Genomic DNA, 24464 nt, shown 5'->3' with positions numbered 1-24464 from the left:
CATCATGACCAGCCGTGCCGGGCGGCGCCGCGCGGCGGACGCCGGATGGCTGACCGCGCCGCCGGCGGCGGGCGCACCCGGGGTGGGCGGCGGGCGGCTCGGCGGCGGCCTAACTCGCCACCCCGCGCCATGCTCCCAGCGCCGTCGCCCGCCTCCTACAGTGATCCCACCAGCGCGGGTCCCCCTCGCCTGCGGTGGTCACCGGATGAGGCCGGTCGACCCAACGTCGACCGGCCTCTCCTGCTCCCGGGGCGGTGCTCGGAGCGCGGCCCGCGCCGCCATGCCTCGGCCCCGCCCGGGCTCGGCCGAGCGGGACGGCGGTGACTCAGAGGACTGCTACTCAGAAGGCGGAGGCTCAGAAGGCGGCGGCTCAGAAGGCGGCGGCTCCGATGGCCTGCTCGGTCCAGATGGTCTTGCCGGCCCGGGTGAAGCGGCTGCCCCAGCGGTCGGTGAGCTGCGCCACCAGGAACAGCCCGCGGCCACCCTCGTCCGTGTCGCGGGCGCGGCGCAGCCGGGGCTGGGTGCTGCTGGGATCGGACACCTCGCAGACCAGCACCCGGTCACGGATCAGCCGCAGACCCACCGGTCCGCCCGCGTAACGGATGGCGTTGGTGACCAGTTCGCTGATGACGAGTTCGGCCACGAAGCTGAGGTCGTCCAGCTGCCACTCGGTCAGCTGGCCGAGTACCAGCTCCCGGGCGTGGCCCACGAGCGCCAGGTCCGCGTCCAGCTCCCACTCGGCGACATGGCCGGGCCGCAGCTCGTGGGTGCGGGCGAGCAGCAGCGCCACGTCGTCGGTGGGCGCGGTCGGCAGCAGCCGGTCGACGATGTCCCGGCTGATCGCGTCCAGCGGAAGGTCGGGGCGGCTGCTGTCGCGCAGCGAGGTGCGCAGCCTCGCCATGCCCTCGTCGATGTCGCCGTCGCGGCTGCCGACCAGGCCGTCGGTGAACAGCGCCAGGACCGTGCCGGGCGGGACGTCGAACTCCGCCACCTCGAACGGCATACCGCCGACGCCCAGCGGAGGCCCCGGCACCAGATGGAGGAAGGCGGGCGGCCCCTCGGGCGGCACCACCGCGGGCGGCGGGTGGCCGGCGCTGGCCACGGCGCAGCGCCTGCTGACCGGGTCGTAGACGGCGTACAGGCAGGTTGCGCCGAGCACCGCCAGCTCGGAGCGGGAGATCTGGGTGTCCTGCTCGGTGGAGAAGCCGAGGACGAGGTCGTCCAGGTGCGTCAGCAGCTCGTCGGGTTCGAGGTCGAGGTCGGCCAGTGTCTGGACGGCGGTGCGCAGCCGTGCCATGGCCGCGGTGGCGTCCAGGCCGTGGCCGACCACGTCCCCGACGACGAACGCCACCCGCAGGGACGGGAGCGGGATGACGTCGAACCAGTCGCCGCCGACGCCCACACCGCCGCCGGCGGGCTGGTACATGCCCGCGGTCTCGGCCGCCGCCAGGTGGGAGACGGAGTGCGGGAGCAGGCTGCGTTGCAGGGCGATCGCGGAGCGGTGCTCCTTGGTGTAGCGGCGGGCGTTGTCCACGCTCAGCGCGGCGCGGGAGGCGACCTCCTCCAGCAGAGCGGCGTCCTCGCCGTCGAAGGAGTCGGGCAGTCGGCTGCGCCAGACGGTGACGCAGCCCAGCACCAGGCCCCGGGCGCACAGCGGGACCGCCACGCCGGAGTGCACGCCCTCGGGGATGAAGGCCCGCAGGCGCTCGGAGTCGAGATCCAGGGTGGTCTCCAGCAGGCGGATGTCGGGGACGACCACGGGCCGGCCCGTCATCAGCGGGCGTATCACCGCGTTGTCCGGCACGGGGGGCAGCGCCTCGCCCACCGGGATGAGCTTCTCGGCGGAGACGTCGGAGCCCTGGGCGAGGGCGACCCGGCGCAGGCGCACGTCGGCGCCCGGGACGGGCCGGGGCGGCTCGTCGCCCACCAGTACGGCCTCGGCGAGGTCCACGGTCGCCAGGTCGGCGAAGTCGGGGACGAGCAGGTCGACCAGCGTCTCGGTGGTCTCGGCGATGTCCAGGGACGCGCCGATGTTGGCCGCGGCGGCGTGCGAGAGTTCGAGCCGGCGGCCCTCGCCGTCCCCGGCGGCGGGCGCCTCGGCGGCCCGGCCGGCGGCGGTGACGAGGGCGAGCCAGTGCCGGCGGCCGTCGGGCTCGGCCTGGGCGCTCGCCGTCAGCGGCACGATGGTGCAGGCGAGGTCGACCGTCCGGCCGGAGCTGTCGCGCACGGTGGTGCGGGCCGGCCCCTGGGTGCGGGCCGGGCCGCCGGCGCGGTCGGCCAGCAGCGCGGAGAGCGGTTCGCACGGGGTGCCCGGCGCGCAGTCCAGCAGTTCGGTGGCGGCCGGCGTACACAGGACGACCACGCCGCGGTGGTCCAGCACGACCGCTGCGGAGTCACCGTCGGGTATGGCCTGCTGCCCCTCGGAACCGCCATCGTCGGATTCGCGCATGTCGCCTCGTTCGTCACTGCGCCGTCGCGTTTCATTGTGGCCCCGTGCCGGAACCAGTGCGAGTGCTGTCCCGGCGGTGGCGCCCGGCGCGGTCCGGTCCGGTCCCGGCCCGGCGCGAGGTCCTGCGGCCGGTGGCCCTCCGGAGTGGCCGGTCTACCGGGCGGCGGCCCTCGGTGCGCGGTCCTGGAGGTCGACGACGGACTTGTCGGCGAGCCGCACCGTGTACCGGACGTACCGGGTGTCGCCCGGACGCCAGCGCTGGGTGACGTCCACCCGGTCGGCGGCGCAGGCGGTGGACCAGGAGGCGGGCGCGGTCCGGGCGCGGAAGACCGGATCCGCCCGGTTGTCGCCCTCCCACCGGTCGAGCCGGTCGTTGAGCTCGGGGGTGAGGTAGAGGGCGCGGACCTCGGAGGGCGTCCGGCCCGTGGGGCCCTGCTCCAGCACCGCGTCGCGGTAGGCCCCGAGGAACTCCTCCACCAGCGCGGCACCGCAGTCCCCGGCGGGCCCGGGGGCCGGCGGCGGGGCGGCACCCAGCGCAGGGAAGGCCAGCAGGGTCAGTACGGCGGCGGTGATCGCCTTCTTCACGGGCGCTCCTCGGGTCGACTGCGGCGAGGTACTGATCAACGGCCGGGAGCCGCGAAGGTTGCGCTCCGTAGCGGTCCACCCGGGATTGCGGCGCCGGTCGTGTGCGGCAGGTGTGCGGCGTGCACCAAATCGACAAATGCGGCGAAACTGGACAGACGAGGCACGAGTGCGGTGCACATGTGCGGAGCTGAGGAGGACGGCGATGGCCCGACCCATCTGGAGCGGGGTGCTGAGCTTCGGGCTGGTCACCGTGCCGGTGAGCCTGTACTCGGCCACCGAGAGCCACACCGTCGGCTTCCGGCAGATCCAGCGCGGGACGGCCGACCGGGTGCGCAACAAGCGGGTGAACGAACGCACCGGCGAGGAGGTCCCCTACTCGGAGATCGTCAAGGGCTTCGAGGTCGCCGAGGGCGAGTACGTCGTCATCGAGCCGGAGGAGCTGGACCGGATCTCACCCGGCCGGTCCAAGATGATCGAGATCAACGGTTTCGTCGACCTGGCCGAGGTCGACCCGATCTTCTTCGACACCACGTACTACCTGGGCCCCAAGGGCAAGGAGTACACGAAGGTGTACAACCTGCTGATGGCGGCCCTGGAGCGGTCCAACAAGGCGGGGCTGGCGATGTTCGCCATGCGGGGTCGCGAGTACCTGACCGCGATCCGCGCCGAGGGCGGGCTGCTGGTGGCCCACACCATGCACTTCGCCGACGAGGTCCGGGACCCCCGCCACGAGATCGACAACCTGCCCGAGGCCGGCGCCGAGCCCGCCGACCGGGAGCTCAAGGCCGCCGAGCAACTGATCGACATGCTCGCCGTCGACTGGCACCCCGAGGACTACCGGGACGACTTCGAGGAGAAGGTGCACCAGCTGATCGCGGCGAAGCAGGCGGGCGAGGAGGTCGCGGTCGCCGCAGAGCCGAGCCGCCCGAGCAATGTGGTCGACCTGATGGACGTGCTGACCCGCAGCCTGGAGAGCGCCCGCTCCGGCTCGGCCGGCGGCGGGCCGGCCGAGCCGGACCAGGAAGGCCGGGAGGGCCAGGAGGGCCAGGAGGGCCGGGAGACGCGGGAGGAACAGCCGGGGCGGGCGAGGAGTTCCGCCCGGTCGGCGCAGCGTCGGCCCAAGGCCACCGGGGAGAAGAAGAGCACCTCCGCCGCCGCCCGCGAACGCGCCGGCGCGACGGGCGCGGGCACCGGCGCGGGCACCAAGAAACGCACCACCGCCGGCGGTACGGGGGCCAAGGAGGACCTGTCCGCGCTGACCAAGGGCGAGCTGTACAAGCGCGCCACCGAACTCGACATCCCGCACCGCTCCACCATGACCCGCGACGAGCTCCAGCAGGCCCTGGAACGCAAGGGCCGCCGCCACCTGCGCGCCGCCTCCTGACCGGGTGCCCCGAGTGGGCACTCCGAGCGACCGGCCCGCCAGGAGCGGTCGGCCCGGCGCGGCCGAGGAAGCAGGGAGGAACCCATGCCGGTGACGGTGGTCGAGGGGCGCCGCCTGTCGCTGAGCCACCTCGACAAGCTCTACTTCCCCGAGAGCGGCACGCTCAAGGGCGAGGTGATCCAGTACTACGCCCAGCTCCAGCCGGTCCTGCTGCCGCACCTGCGCGACCGGCCGCTGTCCTTCCTGCGCTGCCCCGACGGGGTGGACGGCCAACGGTTCTTCGCCAAGAGCCCGCCCGCCGGCACCCCCGACTGGGTCCGCACCGCCGCCGTCCCCAGCCACAGCGGCGACCTGCGGCAGGTCCTGGTCGACGACGGCCCCACCCTGATCTGGGCGGCCAACCTGGGCTGCATCGAGTTCCACGTCCCGCAGTGGCACAGCGCCGAACCGGCCGTCGCGGACCGGCTCGTACTGGACCTCGACCCCGGCGAGGGCTCCGACATCCTCACCTGCCGCACGGTGGCCCGCCTGCTGCGCGACTCGCTCGCCGAGGACGGGCTGCGCTGCTGGGTGAAGACCTCCGGCTCCAAGGGCCTGCACCTGCTCGTCCCGCTGCGCCCGGCGCCGAGCGAGGCGGTCTCGGCCTACGCCAAGGCCCTCGCCGCCCGGCTCGAACGGGCTCACCCGGACCTGGTCGTCCACACCATGGGCAAGGCCCGCCGGGCCGGGCGGGTGCTCGTCGACTGGTCGCAGAACAACGCCAAGAAGACCACCGCCGCGCCCTACACCGTCCGGGCCCGCCCACGACCCACCGTCTCCACGCCGGTCGGCTGGGACGAGCTGGACGCCGCCGGCTCCCCCGAGGACCTGGCCTTCACCATCGCGGACATGCCCGACCGCATCGCCCGGTACGGCGACCTGCTGGCGCCGCTGCTCAGCCAGGACCAGGCCCACCCGCTGCCGGAGGCCACCCCCGGAGCGGAGGATCCGCCGGCCCGGGACGTCCCCCGCGCGAAGCCGTCCCGCGCGGAGCCTGCGGCACATGCCGAGCCTTCCCGCGCCGAGCCCGCGACTACCGGGCCCCGGGGCGCCGAGCCGCTCGACGAGGCGCTGGTGCTAGAACCGCCGGTGGAGGTGATGCGGCCGACGGCGGTGCGGTCCGTCCCCGAGGAGGACGCGCTGGGCGGCCAGGGCGTCGTCTACGAACTCAAGCTGGACGGGTTCCGCTGCCTGGCCTTCGCACGCGGTGAGCGCGGCGCGTACCTGCAGTCGCGGTCCGGCCGCGATCTCGCCCGCGAGTTCCCCGCCATCGCGGCCGCCGTGGACCGGCTGCCCGCCGGTCTCGTCCTGGACGCCGAGCTGGTCGCCTGGCGGGACGGCCGGTTCGCGTTCGAGGAGCTGCTGCACACCCGTCAGGCCCGCGCGAGCGAGCGCACCGCGCTCGGCCTGATCGCCTTCGACGTCCTCGCCGTGCCCGGCCAGGACGTCCGTGCGCTGCCGCTGACCGACCGGCGGCGGCTGCTCGCCACCGCGCTCGCCGACACCGCCCCGCCGATCCAGACGGTGATGGCGACCACCAGCCGCGCCGAGGCGCTGAGCTGGCTCGAACACCTGGCTCCGACCGGCGTCGAAGGCCTGGTCTGCAAGGCCGCCGCCTCGCCGTACCGCGCACGCGGCGCCGGCCGGCTCTGGCTGAAGTTCCGGCCGGCCGACACCGTCGACGCGACCGTCACCGCCGTCACCGGCAGCCCGTCCCGACCGCGCAACGCCCTGGTCCGGCTGGACGACGGCCTCACCCTGCTGACCTCACCCCGGCTGAACCCCGTCGAGTCCCGCGCTCTCGCCGAGGCCGTCGAGGGCCGACTGGGCGAACCCGTCCGGAACGCCGAACACGGCACCCTGCTGCCGCTGCCGAACCCGCTGCGGGTGGAGGTCCGGCTGACCGGCGGACGTACCGGCGCCAGATTCGTCCGGGTGCGCGGTGACTGAGCGCCCCCTGGGCTCACGACCGCACCGCCTCGGCCACCGCGGCGGCCTGGGCGAGCGGAACGGCGAGAACCTGCCGCCCCGCCAGCCGGGCTTCCCGCCGCGCATCGTGGCCCACCGCTGCGCGGCTGGGCGACGCCGCCGGGGCGGGGCGGCCGCCGGGCCCGCGCCGCCCCGGGGCGCCGAGGCGGGCGGGGAGGCCGGCGGGGACTTCCCGCTGGTACGACGCAGACCTTGGGCAAGCCTCATCGTTCCAGCCCAGCCGAGGTGCCGTGGAGTCGTTGATGGTGATTCACGGTCCCACCGGGGAACGGTAGAAGCCATGAGCGATGCATCGGAGCTGGTCCCGGTCACGCCAGACGGCAGGCTCGCTCCTGTCGCTCTGCACCCCGGTCTGCGTGACCCCCGCTATCTGGCGCGGCGAGGCGCGCTCGTCGCGTTGGCGCGCAGCCACTGGGTCGGCGACCCTTCGCCGACGGTCGCGTACCGCACTGCGGAGCACGCGACGTGGCGCACGGTCCACGCGGCGCTGGAGCCCGCCTTGCGGGCCCACGCGTGCCGGGCGGTGCTGGCCGCCCGCGAGGACGCGTGCATCCCCGCGGACCGCATCCCGCAGCACGGCGAGGTCGGGGCGCACCTGCGGGCCCGGACCGGATTCGACTTCACCCCGGCCGGTGGCTTCGTGCCGAACCGGCGGTTCCTCGGGGCGCTGCGGCACGGCTACTTCCACGCGGTGCAGTTCGTCCGGCACCCCGCGGCTCCGCTGTACACGCCCGAACCCGACGTGATCCACGACGTGTTCGGCCATGGCGTCCACCTGGCCTCGACCCGGTTCGCCGAGCTGTACCGCCTGGTCGGCCGGGCAGCCGCACAAGTGCGGACCGAGGAAGCCCTCAGCCTGCTCAGCCGGGTGTACTGGTACACCCTCGAATGCGGCGTGGTCACCGAGGCCGGGGCGGTCAAGGCGTACGGCGCGGCGCTGCTCTCCTCGCCCGGCGAGCTGCGCCGGTTGCCCCGGTGCGAGATCCGCGACTGGGACCTGCGCGCGATGGCAGGCACCGCGTACCGGGTCGAGGGGTACCAGCCCGTCCTGTTCGCCGCACGCTCGATGGATCACCTCACCGATGCCCTCGCCGCGTTCTGCGAGGACTTCGACGACGACACCGGGGCCCTACTGAGGACCGCTAGGAGTGTCCGCCGGTAGGGGGCTTCCACCGGGCGCAGCGCGCCCGACTCCGCCTTCCGCTGGCGGGCTCCGGAGCTGGCCGACCAGTTGCTCAGCACTGCCTGCGTGTGACCGAGGGGACCGGAAGCCGCACGAGGGCGTTGGACCCGGTCATCGGGGGGGTGTGTGCCGACACCCCGGCTTGGCAGCGACCCATGACCGGGCTCCACGGCGTCTTCTCGTGACGCCTGCTGATCACGGCCGCCGGAACCGACCGGGGCCTCGAACCGCACGTCCCATGCACCCATGCCGATGATCGGGCGTGGCAGAACCCTCCCCGCCAGCACGCAGAACGGGCACCCGCCTGGGTCGAGCGAGCCCTCCACAAGGCACATCGCCCCAGGCCAGGAGCCCCCTACACACTTCTGCCTCCAAGTAACCGCACCCCAGATGAAACCGCCGGGCTAACGCACCATCGCCGCCAGGACGCTGCGCCAGTCCTCGCCCGGCTCCTCACGGAGCAGGTCGGCCAGGGCCTCGGCGCGGTAACGCCAGGGCCGGAGCAGCTCGGGCTCGGCGTCGGCGCGCACGTCCACCGTGCTCTCCGAGCCCAGCAGCCAGGCCAGTTCGGTGGCCAGTTCCAGCCAGGAGACATGGCCGGTCACGGCGTTGACGACGCGTCCGGCCGCCCGGCCGCCACCGTTGCCGTCGGCGCACGCGGTCACGGCGCGGGCCAGCGCGGCGGAGTGCACCCAGGCGACGCCGTACCAGCCGTGGCCGTCCTCCGGTGGGTCCGGCAGGAGCAACGGCCGGCCGGCCTGCGCGGCCTGGTACAGCGCGCCGGTGGAGCCCCAGCGGAGCTGGTCGCGCAGGCGCCGGTGCGGGCCCCAGACGATCGGGGAGCGGACCGCCACGCCCGCGCCCCGGCCGCCGGACCCGGCGGCGTCCAGCAGGATGCGTTCGCAGTCGAGCTTGCCCTGCCCGTACGCGGTGAGCGGCTGCCGCGCGGCGGCGCCCTCCGGGACCTCCTGCTCGGCCGGCCGGCCGTACGCGTCGATGCTGCTGACGAAGACGAAGCCGCCGCGCCGCCAGCCGTCGACCAGGGCCCGCATGGCGGCGACGTCGGTGTCGGGTGAGGTGAAGGTGCACGCGGCGTGGATGACGGCGTCCACCCCTTCGACCGCCCGGTGCAGGCTGTCGAGGTCCCCGAGGTCGCCCTCCGCGACCTCGACGCCGTCCTGCGCGACCAGGTGCGCGGACTCGGGGCGGGCCAGGGCCCGTACCGGGCGGCCCTGCGCGATGAGTTCCTGGAGCACGGCGGCGCCGACTCCGCCGGTGCCGCCGGTGAGCAGCACGGTGCCCTCGCGGGCGGCGCGGGCCGGGCGGCCGGGGCGGCGCGCGGCGGCGGCCCGCTGCTCGCTCTCCCGGGCGTCGAGCAGGGCCGCGACCGCGCGGGGGGTGCGCTGTTCCAGGACGTCGAGGCCGGTCAGCGGGAGGCCGGTGCGTGAGCGCAGGCGTTCGGCGAGCTGGACGGCGATCATGGAGTGGCCGCCGAGCACGAAGAAGTCGTCCTCGGCCGCGGGGCGGGTGGCGAGCAGTTCGCCGAAGGCCGTCCGTACCGTCTCCACGCGCGCGTCGTCCGCGCCCCGGGCCGCCGGGGCGGGCCGCGGGCGGGCACCGGGCAGCCGGGCTTCGTCGAGGGCGCCGTCGGCGGTGCGCGGCATCGCGTCGAGCAGGGTGACCGCCGCCGGCAGGTGCGCGGCGGGCAGCCGTGAGCGCAGCCCGTTGCGCAGTTCGGTACCGCTCGGGGCGGCCGGGCCGCGGACCACCGCGTACGCCAACGGCGCGAGGCCGGCGCGGTGGACGAGGGCGGCATCCGCGATCCGGGCGTCCGCGAGCAGCGCGGCCAGCGCCGGGTGGCTCCCCGGAGCCGGCCCGGCGGACGTCGGCGCCGAGCGCTGTGCCGAGAGCGGCGGGGCGGGCAGCTCGGCGCCGGGCAGCTCGGCCAGCCGCCGGCTCCCGTCCACGGCGACGGCCGCCAGCAGTTCGGCGAAGGCCGCGAGCAGCGACTCGGCCGTCCCCCGGTCGACGGTGTCGGTGTCGTGCTGGACCAGACAGTGCGGCCGGGGGGTGTCCTCGACGAAGAGGCCGAGGTCGAACTTGGCCAGCCCGAGGTCGATCTCCACCGGCTCCGCCACCAGGCCGGGCAGCGCCAGCGCGCCCGGCTGCCGGATCACGTCGCAGGTCACCGCGAGCAGCGGGCTGCCGTCCTCGCCCCGCGCGTCGGCGCCCAGGCGCTGGACGACCAGGTCGAACGGAACCTCGTGGTGCTGCTGCGCGTCGAGCAGAGCGCCACGCACCCGCTCCAGCAGGTCGGTGAAGACCGGGTCCCCGGCCAGGTCGGCGCGGACCGGAAGGGTGTTGACGCACAGGCCGATCAGCCGGCGAAGGCCGGGCCGGGAGCGGTGCCCGCTGGCGCAGCCGAGGGTGAGGTCGTGTTCGCCGGTGGCCCGGGCGAGGGTGGCGAAGGCCGCGGCGAGGACGACGGTGTACAGGGTGGCGCCGTGGTCGCGGCCGAGCCGGCGCAGCCCGTCCAGGGTCTCGGCGGACAGCGGCGCCCTGTGCAGGGCCGCCCGGCGGCTGCGGGCTCCGGCGGGTGCGGGGCGCAGGACCGGCGCGGGGCGGGCGCCGGCCAGGGCGGCGGCCAGGGTGTCGGCACCGGCGGCGAGTTCGGCTTCGCGGCCACGCTCCCAGCGGGCGAAGTCGCTGTACTGGAGCTCCGGTTCGGGCAGTTCGGCCGGCCGGCCGGTGAGCGCGGCCGGGTAGAGGGCGGCGAGCTCCTCGGTGATCAGGGGCAGCGAGCCGCCGTCGACGGCGATGTGGTGCAGGGTGAGCAGGACGGTGTGGTCGTCCGGGGCGTGGCGCAGGGCCAGCGCGCGCAGGACCGGCCCGCAGGCGAGGTCGAAGGGGCGGGCGGCCTCGGCACGCAGCAGGGCGGCGGCCTCCTCGGGGCGGGCCGCCAGCACGGGGACGGGCACCGGGGCGGGCGCGGTTGCCTGCTGGTAGGGCTGGTCGTCCCGGCTGCCGTAGCGGGTACGCAGGATGGCGTGACGGTCCGTCAGCGCGGTGAGGGCGGCGGCGAGGGCCTCGGTGTCGAGCGGGCCGCGCAACCGGGTGGCCACCGGCACGTTGTACAGGGCTCCGCCCTGACCGAGGTGGTCCATCAGCCACATCCGCTGCTGGGCGTGCGAGAGCGGCGCGGGGCCGCTCCGGGTGCTGCGGGGCACGGCCGCGGGGCGGGCGGCGCCGGGGCGCTGCCGGGCGAGCCTGAGCAGGGCGGCCTGGTCGGGGCCGCTCGTGGGCTCGGGACTGCTCGTCGGATCGGTGCTGCTCATCGGGTCTCCTCCAGCGGGGCGTGCCCGCCGCCGTGCGCGGCGAGCAGCGAGTTCTCGATCAGCGCCGCGTGCGCGGCGACGGTCGGCTGCTCGAAGAACTGGGCGAGGGAGAGCTCGACGCCGAGGTCCTCGCGGAGGTCGTCGACGACCCACATGGCCATCAGCGAGTGGCCGCCCTCGGCGAGGAAGTCGGCGTCGGCGCGCTCGACGGGCCGCTCCAGTGCCCTGGACCAGGCTTCGGCGACGACCTGCTGAAGGGGGGTCAGGGCGGTGGGCGCGGGTGCCGGGGTGCCGTCGGGGCCTGCCGGGGCGTGCTCGGCGAGGGCGCGGCGGTCGACCTTGCCGCCGCCGGTGAGCGGCAGTGCCGCCAGGACCGTCCAGGCGGTGGGCACCAGGTGGGCGGGGAGCAGGCCGGCGAGGTGGGCGCGCAGGCCGTCGCCGGTGGGGTGGTGGCCTGCGGCGGGGACGACGAACGCGGTGAGCGCGGCGTCGGGCTCGCCGGCCCGGCGGACCACCACGGCGGCGTCCGCGACCTCGCGGTGGCGGCGCAGGGCGTGCTCGATCTCGCCGGGTTCGATCCGGAAGCCTCGCACCTTGACCTGGTCGTCCGCCCGGCCGTGGAAGTCGAGGGTGCCGTCGGGGCGGGCGGAGGCGAGGTCGCCGCTGCGGTACATCCGGCCGGCGCCGGGTATGTCGCGGAAGCGGTCGGCCGTCAGTTCGGGCTGTCCGAGGTAGCCGAGGGCCAGCCGGGCGCCGCCGATCCACAGTTCGCCCCTGACGCCGGCGGGCACCGGCGCGAGCTGCTGGTCGAGGATGCGTACGCTCGCGCCGCCGAAGGGCCGGCCGATCGGCAGCGGCCCCACGCACTCCGCCTCGCGGACGGGGTGCAGGGTGGTGAACGTGGTGGCCTCGGTGGGTCCGTAGGCGTTGCGCAGGTCGAGCCAGGGGAAGGCCCGCAGGACCGTCCCGGCGTGCTGCGGGGAGACCGTCTCGCCGCCGACGACCAGGGTGCGCAGCACCCCGAAGATCCGCGACTGGCGCGCGGCCAGGTGGTGGAAGAGCGCGGTGGTGAGGAAGGCGGTGGTGACGCCGAACCGCTCGATGTCGCGGGCGAGTTCCTCGGCGGTGGGGCGGTCTGCGGGCGAGACCATGACGGCCGCGCCGGCGGCCAGCGGGGCCCAGATCTCGAAGGTGGAGGCGTCGAAGGTGGCCGGGGAGTGCAGCAGGACGCGGTCGCCGGGGGCGAGCGGCACCGCGCCGGGTGCGGTCACCAGATCGGTGATCGCGCTGTGCGGGATCCGCACGCCCTTGGGGCGGCCGGTGGAGCCGGAGGTGTACATCACCAGGGCCAGGGCGTCCGGGGCTTCGAGGGCGGGGTGCGGCGCGCCGGCGGCCTCGGCGGCCTCGGCCGGCCCGGCCTCGTCCAGCACGACTGCGCGCTCCGCGGGGATGCCGGCCTCGGCGAGCAGCGCCTTGTCGCCGAGGGTCAGCAGGGCGCCGGCGTCGTCGAGCATCGCGGCGGTGCGCGGGCGCGGGTAGGCGGCGTCGAGCGGCACGGCGTGGGCACCGGCCCACCAGAGGGCGAGCTGGGCGACGACCTGCCGGGCGGAGCGGGCGGTGAGCAGCCCGACGGCGCTGCCGGGGCCGATGCCGCGGGCGGCCAGGGTGGCCGCGAGGCCGGCCGCGGCGGCGGCCAGCTCGCGGTAGGTCAGTGCGGTGGTGCCGTCGGAGACGGCGAGGGCCCGTGGTCGCTGCTCGGCGTGCCGGGCGATCAGGGCGGGCACCGGGAGCGGAGGCAGGACGGCGGCGGACGGGGCGGCGGCGGCGGACCGGGCCGGGCCGGGGACTCGGGAGGTCATGGGAGGTTCCCTTCCGGGTGCCCCGGCTCGCGCCGGGGCACCCTGGTAGGCGTGGCGGTCAGGAGGAGGTGGCGGCGCTCGGGCGCCGGGCCTCGACCAGCTCCGCGAGGCGGCGCAGGTCGGGCTGGCGCAGCAGCTGCGGGCCGCGCAGCCTCACCCCGCACTCCTGCTCCAGCGCCGCGAGCAGCCTGGCCGCCGCGAGCGAGTTGCCGCCGGCGTCCGTGAAGTTGTCCAGCGGGCCGAGGTCGCTCTGCCCGAGCACCTCGCGGCAGAGCCGCAGCACCAGCTGCTCGGTGGGCGAGCCGCCCTGGTCGGCGGCCGCGGCCTGCTCGGCGCGCTCCTGCTCGGCGGCCAGTAGCGCGGCACGGTCGACCTTGCCGTTCGCATCCAGCGGGAAGGTGTCGACCAGCCGGACGACCGCCGGTACGGCCTGCTCCGGCAGCCAGGCGCGGACGGGGGCGATCAGCTCTGCCCCGTCCGCCGGCGCGCCCTCGGGGGTGGGCTGGACGAAGGCGATCAGCTGGACGGTGCCGGCCGGGCTGCGCCTGGCCGCGACCACCGCCCGGCGCACCCGGGCGTCACGCTCGAAGGCGGCCTCGACCTCGGCGGGCTCGATCCGTACGCCGCTGACCTTCACCTGGTCGTCGAGACGGCCCTGGAACTCCAGGACGCCGTCGGCGCGCATCAGGACGCGGTCGCCGGTGCGGTAGAGCCTGCCGACGCCCTCGGGGCCGTGCGCGACCGGGGCGAAGCGGCGGGCGGTGAGCTCCTCGTCCAGGTAGCCGAGCGCCAGGCAGCGTCCGCCGATACGCAGTTCGCCCGCCTGCCCGCGCGGCACCGGGCGGCCCTCCTGATCGGTGACCAGGACGACGGCGCCGGGCACCGGCAGGCCGATCGGCGGGGCTCCGGCGCCGTCGGGGGCGGCGCCGGACGCCATGGTGTGCACGGTCGTCACCACGGTGGCCTCGGCCGGTCCGTAGGCGTTGTGGACGTGCGCGGTGACGTCGGGCCCGGGGTGGCGGCGCAGCCGGTCCCCGCCGATCATCAGGTGGCGAAGTGCCAGGTCCGCGGGCCAGGGCCGGTCGAGGACGGGCTCGGCCAGCGGCGTGGGCAACATGCTGACGGTGATGCCGGCGTCGCGCCACCAGTCGGTGAGCGCGCCGGTGTCCCAGCGCACGGCGTCCGGGGCGACGCTGAGCGCGGCGCCGGAGGTGAGGGTGGCCCACAGCTCCAGCAGGTGGGGGTCGAAGGCGACGCCGATCAGCAGGCTGTGGCGGTCGCCGGAGGCGAGGCCGGTCAGTTCGCGGTACCAGTGCACCAGCGCTCCGAGCGAGGCCTCGCCGACGGCCACCGCCTTCGGGATGCCGGTGGAGCCGGAGGTGAGCACCGCGTAGTAGCTGCCGGCGGGCGCGCCGACGGCGCCCGCCGGGGCGGGGGCGAAGGCCGCGACCACGGTGGCGGCGGCGTTGGCGCCCTCGGCGGGGACGGTCAGCGGCAGTTGCTCGGCGGCGCGGTGGGCGGGCGGCAGCAGCGCCGGGTCGCCGATCAGGCAGCCGAGGTCGAGGTTCTCGGCGACCGCCTGGAGCCGGCGTTCGCCGGGGCGCGGGCCGAGCGGGAGGTGGACGGCGCCCAGGCGCGCCACCGCGATGGTGACGGCGACCAGGGCGGCGGAGTGGTCCAGGCAGACGCCGACCAGCGTGCCGGGGTGGACCCGCCCGCGCAGGGTGTCGGCCACGCTGTCGGCCAGCCGGTCGAGTTCGGCGTAGCTCCAGCTGCGGGTGCCGTCGATCAGGGCGGGCGCGTCCGGGGTGCGGCGCACCAGGTCGAGGTAGCTCTCCAGTACGGCGGCGTCCTGGTGCGGGCGGCCGTACTCGATGCTGGGGGCGGGGCGGGCGGTGGTCATCCGGGGCTCTCCGAGGGTCGGTGCTGGTGTGGTGCGGGGGTGGTCAGCCAAGGCCCATGGCCCTGGCGATGATCACCTTCTGGACCTCGGAGGTCCCCTCGATGATCGTCATCATTCGGACGTGGCGGTACAGGAACTCCAGCGGATGCCCGCGCACCCAGCCGGTCGCGCCGTGCACCTGAAGGGCGCGGTCCACCACCCGTACGGCGGTCTCGGAGGAGGTCAGCTTGGCGAGCGCGGCGTTCTCCGGCGCCTCGGTGCCCTCGTCCACCAGCCGGGCGCAGGCCAGGGTGAGCAGCTTGGCGGTCTCGACCTCGGCCCGGCTGCTGACCAGGTGCTCCTGGACGTGCTGGTAGCTGCCGATCCGCTCGCCGAACGCCTGCCGCTCCCGGGCGTACTCCACGCCCAGGCGCAGCGCGTACTCGGCGACGCCGTTGCACATCGCGGCGACCAGCAGGCGCCCGCGCGAGAGGCTGTCCATGGCCATCGCCATGGCGGCGCCGACGCCGTCCTCGCCGCCGATCACGGCGTCCGTCGGAAGGCGGACCTGCTCCAGCAGCAGCTCGAACATCGGCTCACCGGACATGCCCTCGTAGCGCTGCCCGATCCGCAGGCCCGGGTGGTCCATCGGGATGGCGAAGGCGGTGGCCCCGGCGGTCGGGCCCTCGCCGAGGTCCGTGGCGGTGACCACCAGCGCGACGTCGGCCCGGTCGGCGTTGGAGACGAAGGTCTTGCGGCCGTTGATCACCCATCCCTCGCCCTCGCGCACGGCGGTGGTGGTGAGCCGGAAGGCGTCCGAGCCGGCGTGCGGCTCGGTCAGCGCCAGGCAGCGCGCGGCCTCGCCGCGCACCAGCGGCACCAGGTACCGCTGGATCTGCTCGGGCGTGCCGTGCCGCAGCAGCGGGCTGGGCCCGTCGGAGCCGGCCAGCGCGTACGGGGCGAGGGCGCAGCCGCTGCGGCCGGCCGCGTGGTGCAGCAGGACGACGGCGGTGAAGGGCATCCCGGAGCCGCCGAGCTCCTCCGGGTAGTCGCCGGCGTAGAAGCCGAGCGCGGCGGAGCGCTTGCGGACGTAGGCGCGCAGGTCGGCGGGCGGCTGGTCGCCGCTCTCGGGGAGTTCGGCGGCCAGCGGCACGAGTTCGCGGCGCACGAAGCTCTCGAAGGCGTCGACGAGTTCGCGGTGACCGTCCTCCAGGACGGCGGAGGGGGCGGAGCTCACTTGGCGCCTCCGGTGAGGGCGCGGGCCTGGTCGGCCAGCACGGGGTTCTGGAACAGGGTGCGCAGCGGCGGGCGGGCGCCCAGGCGCGGCTCCAGCCAGGCGGCGAGCTGGGCGGCGAGCAGCGAGTGCCCGCCGACCTCGAAGAAGTGCGAGTCGGCGGCGAACCGGTCGTGGCCGAGGACCTCGCGCCAGGCCTCGGCGACCAGGGCCTGCGCGGGGTCGGTGAAGGCCCCGGCCTGCGGCCCCGTCTGCTCGCTGCCGGGGGCCGGCAGTTCGGCGGCGGCGCGGGCGAGCGCGGTGCGGTCGGGCTTGCCACCCGGCAGTGTCGGCAGGTGCTCCAGCGCGACCCAGCTGCCGGGGACGAGCCCGCCGGGCAGCCGCAGCGTCAGGGCGGCGTGCAGGGCGGCCTGGTCGGGCTGCTCGGTGCCCTCCAGGAAGCCGACCAGGCGGGGGCCGCCGTCCGCGGCGCGGTCCAGGACGACGGCGCAGGAGCGGCCGCCGAGTTCGGCGGAGGCCGCCGCCTCGATCTCCTCCAGCTCGATCCGGTAGCCGCGCAGCTTGACCTGGTTGTCCTGGCGGCCCAGGAACCAGAGCCGGCCCGACAGGTCGCGGTAACCGCGGTCGCCGGTGCGGTACACCCGCTCGCCGCCGAGCGCGGGCACCGTCACGAAGCGCGCCGCGGTGGCCTCCTCCAGGGCGAGGTAGCCGTCGGCCAGCACCTCGCCGCCGACGGCGAGTTCGCCGACCGCGCCGGGCGGCAGCGGCTGGAGGCCGCCGTCCAGGACGTGCACCCGCACCCCCGGCAGCTCGACACCGAGCGGGATCTCGGCGGCGTCGGCGAGGTCGGCGGCGGTGATCTCGTGCACGGTGGAGGTGACGGTGGCCTCGGTGACGCCGTAGGCGTTGAGCACCGTGGCGCCGGTGTCCTCCAGCAGTCCGCGCAGGGCCTCGGCGGGCAGCCGCTCGCCGCCGAGCACGATCAGCCGCGGCGACCAGCGTCCGTCGCGCAGGGCCTCCCGAAGCTCCTCGCGGACGGCCAGGAAGTAGCTGGTGGGCAGGTTGGCGACGCTCACACCGCGGGCGGCGAGGACGGCGACCAGCTCCGGCCCGGTGGGCACCTCACGCTGCGGCAGCACCAGGGCGGCGCCGGCGGCCAGCGAGGGCAGCACCTCCTCCAGCGCCACGTCGAAGGACGGCCGGGCGAACAGCAGCGCCCGGTCGTCCGGGCCGAGCCCGTACCGCCCGACGATCGCGCCGACGTAGCGGGCCAGGGCGGCGCGCCCGACCAGGACGGGCTTGGGCACGCCGGTGGAACCGGAGGTGTGGATGACGTACGCGGCGCCCTCCAGCACGGCCGCGGGCTCGGCCTTGGGGAAGGCGGGGCCGTCCAGCAGCGCGGGGGTGATGCCCTCGGCGGGCAGCGCGAGCGCGCTCTGCCGGGTGGCGAGGACGAGGGCGGGGCTCAGCCGCTCCACCAGCAGGCCGAGCCGGGCGGCCGGATCCTCGCTGGACAGCGGTGCGTACACGGCGCCCAGGCGCAGGCAGGCGAGCAGCGCGACCACGCTGTCCACACCGCGCGGCAGGACGGCGGCAACCGGCTGGCCGGGCGTCACCCCTGCGGCGCTCAGGCGCTCGACGAGGGCCGCGACCCTGCGGTCGAGGTCGCCGAAGGTGAGCCGCTCGGTGCCGGCGACGACGGCGAGCCGGGCCGGGTCCTGGGCGGCGGCGGGGTCGAGCACCGCGAGGTCGGCGGGCGCGGGCGCGGTCTGCCCGACTTCGGCGGTGGGGGCGGCGACGGGCACGGCGGGAGCCGCCAGGGCGGCGAGCGGGGTCTGCGGCCGGTCGAGGTAGGCGCGCAGCAGGTCCAGCATGCGCCCGGCGAGCAGGCCCGCGACCTCCTCCCCGAACAGGTCCAGGTCGTAGTCCCAGACCAGGGTCATGCCGGCCGCGCCCTGCTTGGCGCCGACCACCCGGCGGTCGTCGGGCAGCAGCACCAGGTCCAGGTCGAAGCGGGTGGTGCCGGTGTTGAAGCCTTCGTACAGCGAGACCTCCAGGCCCGGCGCCTCGATCTCCGGCAGCGCCGCGTCGTGGGCGCTGAACATCACGCTGAACAGCGGGTTGTCGGCGCCGCTGGTGTGCAGCCCGAGGGCGCGGGTGAGCGCCTGGACCGGGACGTCCTGGTGGGGCAGGGCGCGCAGCAGGACGTCGGTGGCCTCGTCCACGGCGTCGGTACCGGGCGCGGACGGGTCCAGGCGCAGTCGCAGCGGCACGGTGTTGACGAACATCCCGACGGTGCCCTCGAAGCCGACCGGGCGGTTGCCGACGGCCGTGCCGACCACCAGCTCCCGGTGGCCGCTGTGGCGGCGCAGCAGCTCGGCGAAGAGCGTCAGCAGCGTACTGAACGGGGTGTGGCCGTCGGTGCGGCTGCGCTCGCGCAGCCGCTCGGCGAGGTCGGCGCCGATCGACTGGCGCAACTGCCCGCCACGGTGGCGGCGTACGGCGCCGGGGCGGGCCAGCCCCGGCAGGGCGAGGTCGAGCGGGGCGTCGGCCAGCTCCCGCTGCCAGTGGGCGAGGCTGCGCTCGCGGGCCTCGGCCCGGGACGCCTCGGTTTCGGCCCGGACGTGCTCCTGGTAGGAGCGGGTCGGCGTCAACTCGGCCTGCTCGCCCAGCACCTCGGCGCGGTAGACGGTGAACAGGTCGCGCAGCAGGATGGCGAAGGAGTGGCCGTCGTGGATCAGGTGGTGCTCGACGTGCACCAGCCGGTGGTGCTCGTCGCCGAGCGTGACCAGGTGCCAGCGCAGCAGCGGCGCCTGCGCGGTGTCCAGCGGCTCCTCGGCCTCGGCGGCCAGCAGCCGCTTGAACGCCTCCTCCGGGTCGGCCTCGCCGGACAGGTCCGAGGTACGCAGCCTGGGCTCGGCCAGCTCGTTCACCCGCTGGCCGGGCAGGCCCTCCGGGCGGGCGACCAACTCCAGCCGAAGGCCCGGGTGGTGGCCGATCACGGCGGCCAGCCCGGCGCGCAGCGCGTCGGTGTCCAGCGGGCCCCACAGGTCGAGTGCGGCGGTGAAGTTGTAGGCGCGGCTTCCGGGCAGCATCTGCTCGTGCAGCCAGACGATCTCCTGCGAGGAGGAGAGTGCAAACATCTGAACGGTTCCCTTGCTGGTGGCGGGTGCGTGTTCAAGGCGTGCGGCATGGCGGGCCGGGTGGGCCCGAACTGCCGCGCCGGTACGGCGGTTGGTGGGTCGGTGGAGGGTCGGTGGCGGTGCGGGGTGGTCGGTCGGGGGCTCAGGCGGAGGACGAGCCGGCCGTGGTGGCGCCGGTGGCCTGGGTGGCGCCGGTGGCGCCGGTCGCTCCGTTGGCTCCGCCGAGGTGACGGCGCATGGTGCCCAGCAGCGCGTCGAAGGCGTCCACGGCGGCGGCCTCCGGGCAGCGTCCGCGGTCCCACGCCAGCCGGACCAACAGGTCCTCGCCGTGCGAGGCGGAGACGGCGAACGGGGCGGCCAGCGGGCGGCCGGCCAGGTGGGTCTCCCGGCCGGGCGTGCCGCCGAGCACCAGCGGTGGGCGGCGGTGCAGGTCCTCGAAGGTGAGCAGGCCGTCCAGGGCCCCCGTCCAGCTCGCGCCGGCCGAGCGGGCGGCGTGCACCACCTCGTCGAACGGCGTGTCGGCGTGGTCCAGGTCGTCCCACCAGGCGGCACTGAGGTCGTCCAGGTCGCTGCACCCGGTGGTGGCCGGGTGGACGAGGGTGTTGAGGAAGCAGCCGAGGGCCGGGGGCGCGCCCGCCGGCCGGCCGCCCCAGGGGTAGCCGAGCGCGAGCGGGCGGCCGGGGCCCAACAGCTCCTGTGCGGCGGCCGAGACGGCGTCCAGCAGCGCGGGGAAGACCGCGCCGCGGGCAGCGGCGGAGGCGGCGGGCAGGCGGTGGCTCAGCATCCCGGTTACGGCGGGTGCGGCGGCCGTGGCGGCGGCCGTGGGCGCGGATGCGGCCGTCGCCGGACCGGCGTCCGCGCCGGCGAGCCGGCCGAGGCGGCCCGCCCAGTGGGCGTGCGCGCCGGCGGTGGAGGCGGCGGTCTCGGCCGCCAACTGACGCTCCACCGCCTCCCGGTACGCCGCCACACCGCCCTCGTCCGTCTCCCGGCCCGCGCCGGCGTCCTCCTCGTACGCCTCGCTCAGTCCGGCGGTGACGATCCCGAGCGACTGTTCGTCGCAGGCGGCATGGTCCAGCGCCACCGCCAGCAGCTCCTCCCGCGCGTCGGGTCCGGCGGCCAGCAGCAGCCGCAGCGGCGGGCCGGCCGGCGCCCAGGCCAGCAGTTCGCGGCGCAGGGCGTCCTCGGCGCTCTCGCCGGGCGCCACGGGGATCTCCGTGACCTCGGCCGAGGGCGTACCCAGCCGCAGGACGGGCGCGCCGCGCAGCGAGGCGACGGTGCCGCGCAGGGCCGGGTGACGGCGCGCCAGGTCCGTGGCGGCGCGACGCAGGCGGGGCACGTCCACCGTGCCACGGGGGAAGGCGAAGAACAGCGGCACCACGTCCGGGCGGCCCTGCGGGTCCAGCCGACGCACCAGCAGGAAGCGGCGCTGGGCGCCGGTCAGCGGGAGCAGCTGCGCCGACCCGCCGGCGGTCTCGACGACGGAGCGGTACCTGGCGAGGTAGGCGGCGGTGATGCTGGGGTGCACGGGTGGTCTCCGCTTCGGTTCTGGTCGGGTGGTGGCACCCGGCCGGGCTGGCGTCCGGGGTGTGGTCCGGGGTCAGCGGGCGGGTCTCGGAGCCGCCGCCTCGGGCATCCCGGCATCGGACATCTCGACCTCGGGCATCCCGGAGCCGGAGGTCTCGGAGCCGGGTGCCTCCGAGTCGGCTGGGGTCGTGATCGTGGTGCCGGTTCCGCTTCCGGTCCCGTGCGAGGCCCGCACCTTCGGGTCGGCCGGGCCGTCGACGGGAGCGTCCGGGCCGGCGGCCGGCAGGTCGCGCAGGCCGCGCAGCGGGGAGAGCAGCAGCGGAAGCGGCACGGCGAGGAAGCCCGCCGCGCAGACCCACAGCGCGGCCCGGGGCCCGGCGGCGGTCGCGATGGCGCCGCCGGCCAGTGCGCCCAGCGGCAGCGTGCCCCAGACCAGGAAGCGCATGGTGGCGTTCATCCGGCCCAACAGCTCGGGCGGGCAGATCACCTGACGGAAGCTCACCTGCGCCACGTTGTACACCACCCCGCCGAACAGCACCACGCCCGAGGCGATGCCGAACAGCAGCACACCCGCCCCGCCGGAGGAGAGCGGCCAGAGCACGGCGAACGGCGAGGTGGCCGCCGCCGAGAGCCAGATCAGCCGCGCCTGGCCCACCCGCCGGGCGAGCGGCCCGGCACACAGCGCACCGGCCAGACCGCCGACCGCCGAGACGGACAGCAGCAGCCCGATGGCCGCGGGCGACAGATCCAGCACCCTGACCCAGAAGACCGTCTGAACGGCCATCAGCACCGCGGCGAAGAGGTTCGACACGGCGGTGGCGGCGGCGATCATCCGCAGCAGCGGGTGACGCAGCACGAAGGAGAGCCCCTCCCCGATGTCCGCCCGCAGCGAGCGGCCGGGCACCGGCTCGGGGTGCGGCTCCCGGGTACGGATGCCGAGCAGCAGCAGGGCGGAGGTCAGGTAGCCGATCGCGTCGGCGACGATCGCGAGCGGCGCGCCGAGCAGCTGGACCAGCCCGCCGCCGAGCCCCGGCCCGGCCACCTGGGCGGACGACCGCACCGTCTCCAGCGCGCCGTTGCCCGCGACGAGTTGCTCACGCGGCAGCAGCTGCGGCAGGAAGGACTGGTGCGCGACGTCGAAGAAGACCGTCGCCACCCCGGTGACCAGCGCCACCAGGTAGAGCTGGAGCATCGTCAGAACGCCCAGCGCGGCCGCCGGCGGTATCGAGCCAACCGCCAGGAAGCGCACCACGTCGGCGCGGATCAGCACCGGCAGGCGCCGCATCCGGTCCACCCAGGCCCCGGCGGGCAGGCCCACCAGCAGGAACGCGGCGGTCTCGGCCGCGGTGAGCAGACCGACCTGGAACGGCGTGGCCTCCAGCTCCAGCACGGCGACCAGGGGCAGCGCGACAAGGGTCACCTGGCTGCCGACCTGGCTCGACGCCGCCCCGGAGAGCAGGAACCGGAAGTCACGGTGGCGTAAGAGCGTCGACTCCGCCGCAGGCTGAATAGCGTTCATCTGTACGACTGTCGGTGAAGACTTCGATTCCGGGCAACCGGTTCGAACATTTCCGGACTTCTCGGAATCCGACACCGGCGGCCGCCGCCGGCCGCGCTCCCAGCCGGACCCCGACGGCCCCGACCACCGGGATTGCCGATCCGGGCAGCCCCGGGGAGACGGAGCCGCACGCCCACGAAACGGTCCGCTATTCGGACGCCACCCATCCAGCCATCGGACGGACGCCTTCAATATGGCCGAATCGTGTGGGATTGATGTTGATCCTTCATCTTCCTCTCATGCCCTGACCGGATGGCTCACCCGTCGAGCGGCTCCGGGGACCGGTGCACCGCCGGCGACCGACCGCTGGCGGCACGCCCCGGCTCGTACAGCACCTGACCTGGGTCGGGCGCCCGAGGGGTCAGGGCTCGGCGTGCAGGGCGCCGGCCAGAACCGTGACGGCGCTCCCGGTGAGGCGCACCCGGTCACCGCGCACGGCGGTGCGGACCAGGCCGGCGCGGGCGGACGCCTGGAGGCCGGTGAGCTCCGCGCGGCCGAGTCGCGCCGACCAGCGGATGGCCCAGTCGGCCTCGGCCGGGGCGGGCAGCGGGAGAGCGAACGCGGTCTCCGGGTGGTTCATCTCGGCCGCCACCCGCCGCATCCAGTCGTCCTCCGGCCAATCCCCGGCGGGCAGCAGACACACACCCGCCGGGTGCCGGTGAACGGACGGTCGGCGAAGGCGTCGACGACGTGAATTCGCATGTCAGGACGGTAGCAACGCCGATCGACACCCCGCCGAGGCCAATCCGGTACGAGTGGACCGACTTGACCCGGGCCCGTGCCTCGCGATGCCTCACCGCCCCGCCCGGCTGCTCGGCCGGGGCCACGTCGACCCCTCGTTCCGCGCCCTGCTCCAGACCTCACCCGCCCCCGGCGGCACTGATCAAGAGCGCCGGAGGCCCCCGGAATCGACTCCCGGGGAGAGACCCTGAATCGACTCACTCACGTTAGCGGCGGCTGTCGCGGACTGGCCGCCGTCGCCGGACCCGTGTTCACCATCGTGTGCCTCGGCGGCTCCGGGTGCGCCTGGTCCGAGGCGGCGAGGGTGTCCCAGAACAGCCGCTCGTAGGCCTGGAGCATCCCGCCGTACTCGCGGGCGGCGGCGAGGGCGGGCCCGTCGAGGCCGTCCTCGCCGAGGGCCTCCGCGGCCTGCTGTGCCAGTTCGGTGGCGGGCTGGGCGAAGAAGTCGAAGAAGGCGCAGGCCTCGTCGGAGAATCCGTGGTGACGGCGGAGCGCGTCGGCGACGGTGGCGCAGTAGCCGCCCCAGTCGGTGAAGTTGGCGAGCAGCGCGGCCACGACAGCGTCGGGCCGGCCGTTGAGCGCGAGCCAGGCCAGGTAGGCGGGGTAGGCCTGGCAGCCGGGCAGCGGCGGGCGGGCGGCGGCCTGCTCCCGGTTCGGCCCGCAGGCGGCGGCGAACGCCGGCAGGGTGCGCAGCGCGGCGCTCTCACCCTCGGCCACGGTGGTGTACCAGGTACCCAGCGGCCGGTCGGCGCACCGGGTGGCGAGCAGCAGCAGGCTGCGGCGGTCGGAGCCGATGATCCGCTGCTGCTGCGCGGCCAGTTCGGCGAGCACCGCGAGCGGGGCGCGGCCCGCGGCGATCTCCCCGACCAGCGCCGGCGGCTCGCCGCCCGCCGACAACTCGACCTGAAGCTCCCGAAGTTGTCCACCGACTCGCTGGTTCACCCTGCTCGCGCCTCCGCCTCGGACCGGCCCCGGTGCCATTCCTACCCCCTCGCGCGGCCTTCGGAGGTGGCGACACGGGCACCCGGCGGGGCCGTTCGGGTGGCTGCTCCCGGTCGTGTCCTTGCAGTGGCGCAGCAGCCGTGCAGCGGAGTCGGGGCAGGTCAGGCCCGCACCGCCGAGCTCTCGCGGGTGCGGGCCGGCCGGCGGCGTAGCAGGCGGCGGCGCGGCGGCTGGTCGGGCAGCCAGCCGAAGGTCAGGCAGCCGCCGGCCAGGCCGAGCAGCATGCCGAGCAGGAAGCCGCCCAGATTGGAGGTCAGCCAGCTGCCCAGCGCGAGCAGCACGGACAGCAGCGAGTAGAACAGCCGCTGGGTGGGGTTGAGCAGGATCAGCGCCCCGCAGATCACCATCAGGCCGGGGACGAGGTAGCCCGCCAGCCCCTGCATCCCGATGTGCAGGACGACCGGCAGCGGCGCCCGGAGCGTGAACAGGATCTCCGCGCCGCCGAGCAGCACCAGCGTGCCGCCCCAGAACGGGCGGCGGCCACGCCAGCCGCGCCAGGCTCCGCGCCCGGTCCGGCGCCTGCCGCCGGCGGGAGGCGCGGCGGGTACCTCGGCCAC

General features: G+C 75.8%; 14 protein-coding genes and 2 pseudogenes. 4 read left to right on the top strand and 12 right to left on the bottom strand.

All coding sequences use genetic code 11. The features are described from left to right. Positions 1-370 precede the first annotated feature (370 nt). Positions 371-2449 (bottom strand): SpoIIE family protein phosphatase, encoded by a 2079-nt coding sequence (locus ACIBH3_RS21680; protein ID WP_396313662.1) that lies wholly within the window; start codon positions 2447-2449, stop codon positions 371-373. Between the two features lie 153 nt (positions 2450-2602). After that, a complete protein-coding gene (locus ACIBH3_RS21675) occupies positions 2603-3034 on the bottom strand; it encodes a hypothetical protein (RefSeq protein ID WP_396313661.1) in 432 nt (143 codons plus the stop codon). Positions 3035-3236: 202 nt separating this feature from the next. Here ACIBH3_RS21675 and ACIBH3_RS21670 point away from each other — a divergent pair, with 202 nt between their 5' ends. From ACIBH3_RS21670 to ACIBH3_RS21655, 4 genes and pseudogenes are all read left to right on the top strand, one after another. Beyond that, positions 3237-4418, top strand: coding sequence for a Ku protein (locus tag ACIBH3_RS21670; RefSeq protein ID WP_396313660.1), 1182 nt, complete (start codon positions 3237-3239; stop codon positions 4416-4418). An 84-nt stretch (positions 4419-4502) separates the two neighbouring features. Further along, positions 4503-5381 (top strand): annotated as a pseudogene (ligD, locus tag ACIBH3_RS21665) (non-homologous end-joining DNA ligase); the annotation flags it as partial. A 174-nt stretch (positions 5382-5555) separates the two neighbouring features. Further along, entirely contained in the window at positions 5556-6407 is an 852-nt protein-coding gene (locus ACIBH3_RS21660; RefSeq protein ID WP_396313704.1) for a DNA ligase, read from the top strand. A 319-nt stretch (positions 6408-6726) separates the two neighbouring features. Then, positions 6727-7608, top strand: coding sequence for a phenylalanine 4-monooxygenase (locus ACIBH3_RS21655; RefSeq protein WP_396313659.1), 882 nt, complete (start codon positions 6727-6729; stop codon positions 7606-7608). A 425-nt stretch (positions 7609-8033) separates the two neighbouring features. Here the strand turns inward: ACIBH3_RS21655 and ACIBH3_RS21650 are convergent, their stop codons facing one another. From ACIBH3_RS21650 to ACIBH3_RS21605, 10 genes and pseudogenes are all read right to left on the bottom strand, one after another. After that, on the bottom strand, positions 8034-10964 hold the full coding sequence (locus ACIBH3_RS21650; protein ID WP_396313658.1) for a condensation domain-containing protein: 2931 nt from the start codon (positions 10962-10964) through the stop codon (positions 8034-8036). Next, complete coding sequence (locus ACIBH3_RS21645; protein WP_396313657.1) at positions 10961-12823, bottom strand: non-ribosomal peptide synthetase; 1863 nt, start codon at positions 12821-12823, stop codon at positions 10961-10963. The genes ACIBH3_RS21650 and ACIBH3_RS21645 overlap by 4 nt, the downstream gene beginning before the upstream one ends. 58 nt (positions 12824-12881) lie before the next feature. After that, positions 12882-14726, bottom strand: a complete 1845-nt coding sequence (locus ACIBH3_RS21640; protein WP_396313656.1) for an amino acid adenylation domain-containing protein — start codon at positions 14724-14726, stop codon at positions 12882-12884. A 43-nt stretch (positions 14727-14769) separates the two neighbouring features. Continuing rightward, positions 14770-15942: an acyl-CoA dehydrogenase family protein gene (locus ACIBH3_RS21635; RefSeq protein WP_396313655.1), complete on the bottom strand. Its 1173-nt coding sequence runs from the start codon at positions 15940-15942 to the stop codon at positions 14770-14772. Next, positions 15939-19082 (bottom strand): amino acid adenylation domain-containing protein, encoded by a 3144-nt coding sequence (locus ACIBH3_RS21630; protein WP_396313654.1) that lies wholly within the window; start codon positions 19080-19082, stop codon positions 15939-15941. The genes ACIBH3_RS21635 and ACIBH3_RS21630 overlap by 4 nt, the downstream gene beginning before the upstream one ends. Positions 19083-19224: 142 nt before the next feature. Then, a complete protein-coding gene (locus ACIBH3_RS21625) occupies positions 19225-20607 on the bottom strand; it encodes a condensation domain-containing protein (RefSeq protein ID WP_396313653.1) in 1383 nt (460 codons plus the stop codon). 72 nt (positions 20608-20679) lie between these two features. After that, the gene (locus tag ACIBH3_RS21620; protein WP_396313652.1) at positions 20680-22125 is read right to left on the bottom strand and encodes an MFS transporter; all 1446 of its coding nucleotides are present in this window, start codon (positions 22123-22125) and stop codon (positions 20680-20682) included. Positions 22126-22525: 400 nt separating this feature from the next. Next, a pseudogene (locus ACIBH3_RS21615) lies at positions 22526-22866 on the bottom strand (PhzF family phenazine biosynthesis protein). Between the two features lie 240 nt (positions 22867-23106). Then, a complete protein-coding gene (locus tag ACIBH3_RS21610; RefSeq protein WP_396313651.1) occupies positions 23107-23847 on the bottom strand; it encodes a transcriptional regulator in 741 nt (246 codons plus the stop codon). Between the two features lie 161 nt (positions 23848-24008). Beyond that, complete coding sequence (locus ACIBH3_RS21605) at positions 24009-24464, bottom strand: DUF6114 domain-containing protein (RefSeq protein ID WP_396313650.1); 456 nt, start codon at positions 24462-24464, stop codon at positions 24009-24011.

The sequence above is a fragment of the Kitasatospora sp. NPDC050543 genome (genome assembly GCF_044457565.1).
Lineage (GTDB): Bacteria > Actinomycetota > Actinomycetes > Streptomycetales > Streptomycetaceae > Kitasatospora.
The sequence above is the reverse complement of the archived record's forward strand: the minus strand, read 5'-3'. Positions and strand labels throughout refer to the sequence as shown.